Below are 5941 nucleotides of genomic sequence, written 5' to 3'. Positions count from 1 at the left end.
TTCGATCATATTCTTAACCTCCATTAAATTGATGAGATTAGAATACCTGAAAAATGAAGGCTAAAACAGATATCCGGTTATTTGACGCTTACGCCTTTTTCAAGCCTTGAGCCGTAGCTTCCATCACGATAAGCTCCTTTTCTTCCATATCATTCAACAGTACATCAACTTGTTTGCGGCGATTGTTGTCGCCATCTTCATTGCATGGAAAAAAGAACTGGTCTACAGAGATGTCAAGCAAGGTAGTAATGAGATAAAATTTGTTAAGCCTTGGGTGCTGCCCCCTGTTCTCTATATACATAATAGAGCGTGGCGTAAGGTCTACCAGTTGGGCAAGATATTCCTGTGTCCACCCTTTTGCTTCCCGAGCTTTTTTTATCGCTATACCTAACGGCTTAAAATCAAGTTTTCTTTCATCTTGGTACATTTTAATATCATCCTATATCATTGTACATTTCGGGTGATGATATTTGAACGAAGTATGATTTTATGTTTAGTAGTGTATAATTTCGTATTAGTGGAGAGAAACTTACTATTATTCGTCATTCCGTATATAATAATTATATACTCTTTGCGAAAGGAAGTTGATATTATGAATTACATTTCTGTGAAAGCCGCTTCTGAAAAATGGGGCATATCGGAAAGACGGATACAAAAATTATGTGAGGAAAATCGCATTGACGGAACTGAAAAATTTGGTCGTGCATGGATGATACCAAAAGATGCAGAAAAACCCGTTGATGGACGTATGAAAACAAGGAACAAACAGGAGGAGAATCATGGAATTTAATGAAAAGCTACAACAGCTTAGGACTGGAAAGAACTTAACGCAGGAACAACTTGCGGAGCAATTATATGTATCAAGAACAGCCATTTCAAAATGGGAAAGCGGCAAGGGTTACCCTAACATTGAGTCGCTCAAGTGTATTTCTAAATTCTTTTCTGTGACCATAGATGAACTGCTATCGGGCGAAGAACTGATTACACTTGCCGAAACTGAAAATCGTTCCAACTTGAAAAAAATTTACAGTTTCATTTATGGAATATTAGATATGATGGCGGTTACTTTTATACTTTTGCCGTTGTATGGTAACCTTGTTGACGGATATATTTATTCTGTCAATCTACTTTCATTTACAGACACTACCCCAATATATCTTGCAATCTATTGGATTGTTTTTATTGTTTTGATTGCACTTGGGATAGCGAAACTGATGTGTGTTTGTTTTGAAAAGGAATCATGGAGCAACATAATCACAAAATGCTCTCTCGTGCTGAGTACGCTTTTTATCTGCTTCTTCGCTGCGGCAAGACAACCCTATGTAACCGCCCTTATGTTTCTGCTATTTGTTGCTAAAATATTTGTCTGGATAAAGCAAACCCAAACAAAGTAAAATGCCATAAACCCTTTAAAATAGGCTCTGACACGATAAGTGTCGGAGCTTTTTTCGTGCTGACATCTATTGTGTCGGCATTGTGACGGTAGATTTCTTGGCTTCTATGCAATACTCGTGGATAATAAGATTGTGGTCAGCGAAAACAAGAACAGCAACCCACGGAAAGGAGAATCAAATATGGATTATATCATTGAAACAGAAAATCTTACGAAGCGATACGGAACAGCCACCGTTGTCGATAAGGTAAATCTTCATGTGCCAAAGGGCAAAATTTATGGTTTGCTCGGCAGAAACGGAGCAGGCAAAACCACAGCAATGAAAATGATGTTGCAGCTTGCTTTCCCAACGGAGGGAACAGTACGCTTGTTTGGCACAAACTATAAGGAAAATATCCATACCCTTTATAGCAAAGTAGGCTCTATTATCGAAACACCGGGATTTTACAGTAATTTAACAGGGTATGAGAATTTGCAAATTCTCGCTAAACTGCGAGGGGGAGTATCTAAAAGTGGAGTAGAAAAAGCTCTTGAAGTTGTGGGGCTGCATAAGGAGAAAAGAAAAGTCTTTTCCGATTATTCCCTCGGAATGAAGCAACGGCTTGGTATTGCCGCCGCCATTATGCACGAGCCGGAGCTTTTAATACTTGACGAACCGATTAACGGACTTGACCCCATTGGAATAGTTGAAATACGCTCATTTTTATCTGAACTTAGTCACAATCATGGCATTACCATTTTTATCTCAAGCCATGTTTTAAGCGAGATTGAACAGATAGCAGATATTATCGGCGTTATGCACGAGGGGCATTTAGTAGAGGAAGTGAATATATCCGAGCTTCACAAAAGGAATCGAAAATACATTCAATTTGATTTATCTGACAGTGAGATAGCCGGAAAGATTTTAGAAAACCACTACCACATGACGGATTTTACAGTGCAGGACGGTACGGTGAGAATTTATGACTTTAGCCAAAGTGTTGGAGAAATCAATCGAGAATTTGCACGAAATGGACTGCTCGTGACAAGGATAAATGATAGTGAGGAAAACTTAGAGGACTACTTTTCTAAACTGATTGGAGGTGGCGGTATTGCTTAATCTTATTTCTTGTGAATTATTAAAACTAAAGCGTTCAAAAATGGTGCTAATTAGTGTGGCAGGGGTATTATCTACCCCACTTTTGATGTTAATAGAAGCCTTGCAAACACATTTTGATAAGCCGGAGATTATCTTTACCTTGTCTGACATATACAGCGACAGTGTACTGTATATCATGCTGCTGGTAAACATTATGATATATGTGGCAATTGCAGCTTACTTGTTTAGCAGAGAGTACACAGAAAGCACCCTCAAAACCATATTGCCCATACCCATTTCAAGGACAAAACTATTAATTGGAAAATTTTGCACCCTGCTTCTTTGGATTGTTATGCTAACCCTTGTAACATGGGCAGGTATATTTATCGTTTGTGGGCTATATGACGCTGTCTTTACATTGGAGGGATATAGCTTACTAGTGGCAATAGTATGGCTCCCCAAGTTTTTGTTTGGCAGTATCCTGATGTTTTTAACAGTTTCTCCTTTTGTGTTTGTTGCTATGAAAACAAAAGGATTTGTCGCCCCGATGATTGGCTCTGCCGTGATTGTCATGGGAAGTGCCGCACTTTCAAATCAAGAATGGGGAGCGTTGTATCCGTGGACAGCCACCTATTTCTTGGTGCAGGGTAAACTTCAGAGTACCGGCTATCCTACACTGCTGTCTGTATCTATTATTATTCTTGTATCAGCAGTTGGTTTTCTTATGACCTTTCATCATTTTAAAAAGGAGGATTTGAAATAATGGTACTTGATTTTATAGAAATTTTAAAAGCGCCGATTGTAAAATCAAGTTGAACACTTTATAAAAATAAAAGTCCATCTGGACCTGTTTGATAGAATGTTAATATCCACAAAAACATCTATTGGAGGTCACAAATGGACTCTTTACATTTTACCATGAATCAGCACGTTAAAGGCAAGCATTTATCATTTGAAGAGCGGGTTGTTATCCAAACCCGTTTAAAAGATGGTTGTTCTATTAGAGCGATTGCTCGCGAATTGAGCTGCTCTCCTTCTACAATTAGCTATGAAGTTAAACGTGGTACTGTTTCTCTCTATCATGGCAAGCAGCAGCGTTATAAGGCTGAACATGGTCAGAGTGTTTATCAGATTAATCGTCGCCACTGTGGTCGTAAATCAGACTTCTTGAAGAAAGCAGACTTTATTAGCTACGTCATTAAGCATTTCTTTGAGGACGGCTGGTCACTTGACGTTTGTGCCAATCGTAGCTTAGCTATCGGTGAATTTTCACATCACCAAACAGTCTGCACCAGAACTTTGTACAACTATGTAGAACAAGGCCTAATTACAATTAAGAACTATGATTTGCCTGAAAAACTTAAACGCAATACCAAGCTCCATCATGTTCGCAAAAATAAGAAAAAGCTGGGACGAAGCATCGAAGAGCGGCCTAAAGAGATTGACCAGCGGAATGAATTTGGTCATTGGGAATGTGATCTTGTTTTAGGGCATAAAACCAAAGATGATCAGGTTCTATTAACGCTTTCTGAGCGCATGAGCCGTGAATTCTTGATTATTCGCATACCTGACAAGACATCTGCCAGTGTCATGCAGGCTTTTAAAATGCTTCAAAAACAATACAGCGAGCACTGGAATGACATCTTCAAGACGATTACTACTGACAATGGTTCAGAGTTTGCGGATTTAGCTAATTTAGAAGAAGTTTCTAAGACTCTTGTTTATTATGCTCATCCTTATACTTCTTGTGATAAAGGAACTGTTGAAAGACATAATGGTCTTATTCGCAGATTCATTCCTAAAGGAGACTGCATCAATAACTATTCTCTCCAACAAATCATTGATATTGAAACCTGGTGCAACTCTTTACCCAGAAAGATCCTGGCATATCACACACCAGATGAAATCTTTGAAAGAGAATTAGATAAAATCTATCAAACAGCCTAAACGTTCAATTTATTATTGCAATTTGCGGTATAATAATAGCAAATAAAATATTGATATTTTCAAGGGAGGAATATCCATGAAACTCATTAAATCAATCAGCTTAGCTGCTGCCGCATTATCTTTAACAGCACCAGCTATTGCACTTGTAAATCCATCAATCACTACTGCTCAAGCTGCTACTAAAAAGTCAACTGGCACAATTACTGTTGGCGATAACAATAGTAGTGTAATCGGTGTCTACAATGCTGCTGGCAAACAAAAGAATCAAAGGATTAAGAACGGCACTACTTTTAAATACTACGGCGCTCCTAAGTTAATCAACTATGAATATACTTATAAGATCGCTAAAAACAAGTACGTTCCGACTTCCGCAATTTCAGCATTAAACGGAAAGAGCGTCTTATATATTGCTAATAATTCATATGTTTACGACAAAAATGGTAAGCGCGTAACTAAGAACTCTAAGCGTGTCTTATTGCGTAGATCTCAAATTGTAAACTACACCGGCTCGATTAAAACAGCTGCTAGTGATGCATACCGTTTCTTAGTAAATGATGGCAAAAAGATGGCTTTATCAACTAAGACTATTAAGGGCCACCAATATTACAGCATCGGTAAAAACGCATATATCCGCGTATCTAATGTAAGTTACGTAAATAATGAACCATTATATGCTGCATACCAAACTGTAACTTTAGATAAGCATAGCAATGAATCTAAAGTCCCTGTTTACGATGCCGAAGGTAAAAGAGTTAGCCAAGAATTAACTGCTGGCAGCAAAGTTAGTGTTGACCGCACTAAGACTATTAAAAATGGCGACCAAACTTTGATTTTATACGGCATTAAGGGTCAAAAGTCATACATTGATATGAACGACATTGCAACTATGCCAAACTTGGCTATTGCACCAGAAGAATAAAATTCAAATAATTAATTTAAATTTAAGGCCAATCGAATTTGATGCGAACGCCAAATTTGGGACATATTTTAGATCACTCTATTTTAAAACCATATTTCGATATTTTATCGGAGTATGGTTTTTCTAATGTCTTGATACTATCATAATTGTAGTAATAAGATGTACGCTTGGTGCTAATTAAAGCTTGTCCATCAATACACCATTTATGTTAATATTGTCATTTCTAAGCGGTTTGAAATCCTACTAAAATGCGTGTTCTATTTTCCGCATTATAATAAGCTAAAAGTGAAAAAATACTTTCATTTATCCTTCCTAATTTTCATCAACTTACGATCGTTATGCTCCTTAGCACCTTGCATATTCTGCTATATAGAGTTCAGGGATCTGACTTATCTCTATTATGTTTTAGGTATCCTAAGATCTAATCTTTTTAATTTTATTTATATTTTTTAACAAAAATAGACAAAATAATTTGCTTTTTTATATCATGACTAAAGCAAGAAAATATTTTGGTGCATTAGCACTTATTTCTGGAGCAACTTTAAGTTTGAGACCGTAAAATAGTTTGTGTAAGGATGAATATTTCCTTAATTTTATTTCCCTG

Annotated in this window: 7 protein-coding genes and 1 pseudogene; 6 read left to right on the top strand and 2 right to left on the bottom strand. The window is 37.2% G+C overall.

The annotated features are described in order from the left end of the window. Positions 1-88 precede the first annotated feature (88 nt). Positions 89-427 carry a helix-turn-helix domain-containing protein gene (locus tag CP366_RS10060; protein ID WP_089145956.1) on the bottom strand — a complete coding sequence of 113 codons (339 nt, stop codon included), beginning with the start codon at positions 425-427 and terminating at the stop codon, positions 89-91. Positions 428-592: 165 nt separating this feature from the next. Between CP366_RS10060 and CP366_RS11175 the strand changes: the two genes are divergently transcribed. The 6 genes from CP366_RS11175 (at position 593) to CP366_RS10030 (ending at position 5337) form a co-directional block, all read left to right on the top strand. Continuing rightward, positions 593-790 carry a helix-turn-helix domain-containing protein gene (locus CP366_RS11175; RefSeq protein WP_009246557.1) on the top strand — a complete coding sequence of 66 codons (198 nt, stop codon included), beginning with the start codon at positions 593-595 and terminating at the stop codon, positions 788-790. Continuing rightward, positions 780-1394, top strand: coding sequence for a bacitracin resistance transcriptional activator BcrR (gene bcrR / locus CP366_RS10050; protein ID WP_002576325.1), 615 nt, complete (start codon positions 780-782; stop codon positions 1392-1394). The genes CP366_RS11175 and bcrR overlap by 11 nt, the downstream gene beginning before the upstream one ends. 180 nt (positions 1395-1574) lie before the next feature. Beyond that, positions 1575-2492 carry a bacitracin ABC transporter ATP-binding protein BcrA gene (bcrA, locus tag CP366_RS10045; protein ID WP_002576324.1) on the top strand — a complete coding sequence of 306 codons (918 nt, stop codon included), beginning with the start codon at positions 1575-1577 and terminating at the stop codon, positions 2490-2492. Next, complete coding sequence (locus CP366_RS10040; RefSeq protein WP_002576323.1) at positions 2485-3234, top strand: ABC transporter permease; 750 nt, start codon at positions 2485-2487, stop codon at positions 3232-3234. The genes bcrA and CP366_RS10040 overlap by 8 nt, the downstream gene beginning before the upstream one ends. Positions 3235-3368: 134 nt before the next feature. Further along, entirely contained in the window at positions 3369-4418 is a 1050-nt protein-coding gene (locus CP366_RS10035; protein WP_098043585.1) for an IS30 family transposase, read from the top strand. 76 nt (positions 4419-4494) lie between these two features. Beyond that, positions 4495-5337 carry an SLAP domain-containing protein gene (locus CP366_RS10030; protein ID WP_089148018.1) on the top strand — a complete coding sequence of 281 codons (843 nt, stop codon included), beginning with the start codon at positions 4495-4497 and terminating at the stop codon, positions 5335-5337. A gap of 223 nt (positions 5338-5560) precedes the next feature. On the opposite strand, the pseudogene CP366_RS11015 reads toward CP366_RS10030, so the two are convergent. Next, positions 5561-5702, bottom strand: a pseudogene (locus tag CP366_RS11015) (IS982 family transposase); the annotation flags it as partial. Positions 5703-5941: the final 239 nt, after the last annotated feature.

The organism is Lactobacillus sp. UMNPBX15, from assembly GCF_002553785.1.
Classification (GTDB): domain Bacteria; phylum Bacillota; class Bacilli; order Lactobacillales; family Lactobacillaceae; genus Lactobacillus; species Lactobacillus crispatus.
This window is presented reverse-complemented; position numbering and strand designations above follow the sequence as displayed.

Coding starts and splice junctions, on each gene's coding strand:
- CP366_RS10060 (WP_089145956.1), bottom strand. CDS start 427: ATGTACCAAGATGAAAGAAAACTTGATTTTAAGCCGTTAGGTATAGCG.
- CP366_RS10030 (WP_089148018.1), top strand. CDS start 4,495: ATGAAACTCATTAAATCAATCAGCTTAGCTGCTGCCGCATTATCTTTA.
- CP366_RS11175 (WP_009246557.1), top strand. CDS start 593: ATGAATTACATTTCTGTGAAAGCCGCTTCTGAAAAATGGGGCATATCG.
- bcrA (WP_002576324.1), top strand. CDS start 1,575: ATGGATTATATCATTGAAACAGAAAATCTTACGAAGCGATACGGAACA.
- bcrR (WP_002576325.1), top strand. CDS start 780: ATGGAATTTAATGAAAAGCTACAACAGCTTAGGACTGGAAAGAACTTA.
- CP366_RS10035 (WP_098043585.1), top strand. CDS start 3,369: ATGGACTCTTTACATTTTACCATGAATCAGCACGTTAAAGGCAAGCAT.